Origin of the sequence: Micromonospora sp. NPDC049366 (assembly GCF_044466625.1) — a bacterium.
Classification (GTDB): domain Bacteria; phylum Actinomycetota; class Actinomycetes; order Mycobacteriales; family Micromonosporaceae; genus Micromonospora.
Genome location: NZ_JBITMV010000055.1, coordinates 1 through 1,606 on the forward strand (window position 1 = coordinate 1; position 1,606 = coordinate 1,606).

Sequence of the window (1,606 nt, forward strand, 5' to 3'; positions counted from 1 at the left end):
CTGACCCGAAAATCGATCAGTGAGTGGGCAGGCGGCAGCACCCGGCGCAGCGTAGCGGAGCCGGGTTGATGGTTGTTGATGTCAGGCGGCTTGCTGGCTGTCGATGATCTGGGCTCGGCCATCGCGGATAAGGATGGTCTGGCCGGTGACGGCTTCGAGGGCGGCGGCGAGGTGGCGGGCTCTCCGGTCCCGGTTGATCAGGGTGTCGTGGTGGTAGGGGCCGAGGTCGTGGTAGGTCGTTGTGGGGTCGGACAGCAGGTGGTAGACGCTGGTCAGCAGGGAGTTCCCGGCGGCGACCATGGCTTTGCCCTTGCCGCGGCGGCGGGCGACGCGCCGGTATCGGGCGCCCAGGAACGTCGGGGTTCGGGTGAGCGCTCCGATCGTGTTGCCGATGCTGGCCGCCAGCCACGGGTTGCCCTTGATGCGGCCCTTGGGCTTGGTCTTGCCGGCCGACTCGTGGGTGTTCGGGCAGAACTTGGCCCAGGACACCAGATGACCGGCGGTCGGGAACCGGGTCATGTCCACGCCGAGTTCAGCGATCAGTTCCGCGGCGGTGAAGCGGCCCACGCACGGAATCGTCGTGAGCTGCTCCACCTGATGGCAGAAAGGGGCGACCAGCTCCTCGATCCGCTGTTCGAGGACCGTGACCTGGGCGGTGAGCCGGTCGATGTTGTCCAGCATCATCGTCAGCAGCATCGCGTGGTGGTCGGTGAAGAACCCGGTGAGGGCCTCCCGCAACACGGCGATCTTGCCGCGCATCGAGGCCCGCGCCAGGTCGGCCAGCGCGGCCGGGTCGCGTTGGCCGGCGGCCAGGGCGTCCAGCATCGCCCGCCCGGACACCCCGAACAGGTCACTGATCACCGAGCTGAGCTTGATCTGCGCGTCCTCGAGAAGTTTCTCCACCCGCTGCCGCTCTCTGGTGCGGTCGCGGATCAGCGAGCGCCGGTAGCGGGTGAAGTCGCGTAGCCGGCGGATCGGTTCCGGGTGCACCAGCGATGGCCGGAACATGCCGCGTTCGGCGATCTTGGCCAGCCACACCGCGTCGGCCTTGTCGGTCTTGGCCCGGCCCGGCACGTTCTTGACCTCCCGGGCGTTGGCCAGCTGGCAGTCGAACCCCTCGGCCTCCAGCAGGTAGTACACGCCCTTCCAGTAGTCGCTGGTGGACTCCATCACCACCACGGTGACCTGGTTGCAGCGCAACCAATCAGCCAGCTCCAGCAGACGGGCCGTGGTCGTGGCATACGAGCGGACCTCCTGCAGCCGGCGTCCCGGCCGGTCCGGGTGTGGCAGCCGCAGGCACGCCTCCAACCCCGCCTTACCCAGATCCAGAGCGGCGACCCGCTCGACGAACAACTCCTCTTCTGCGATCTCGCGCATCACACCCTCCCCACGCCGTGACCAAGAGCGTGGCCGCTCGCGGGAGCCCTGGGGGAAACAAAGAGTCGGACCCTCGTGCTCGTGGCAACAATGCGCAGCCCCTCAGGCGGGCTCCCCGCGTCAAACTGACAGACGGCCTGGACCGGGCCAAAGACGGCCGACGTCGGCGAGCGACCACACCCGATTTTCCCGCATGCGCGGCGCTCCGAAGGAGCCCAGAAACTGACAG

The 1,606-nt window shown here is 68.1% G+C and carries 1 protein-coding gene; it reads right to left on the reverse strand.

Features of this window, described 5'->3' with window-relative positions:
* Positions 1 to 81: 81 nt before the first annotated feature.
* Positions 82 to 1,377 carry an IS110 family transposase gene (locus ACIBTV_RS31395; protein WP_396710810.1) on the reverse strand — a complete coding sequence of 432 codons (1,296 nt, stop codon included), beginning with the start codon at positions 1,375 to 1,377 and terminating at the stop codon, positions 82 to 84.
* Positions 1,378 to 1,606: the final 229 nt, after the last annotated feature.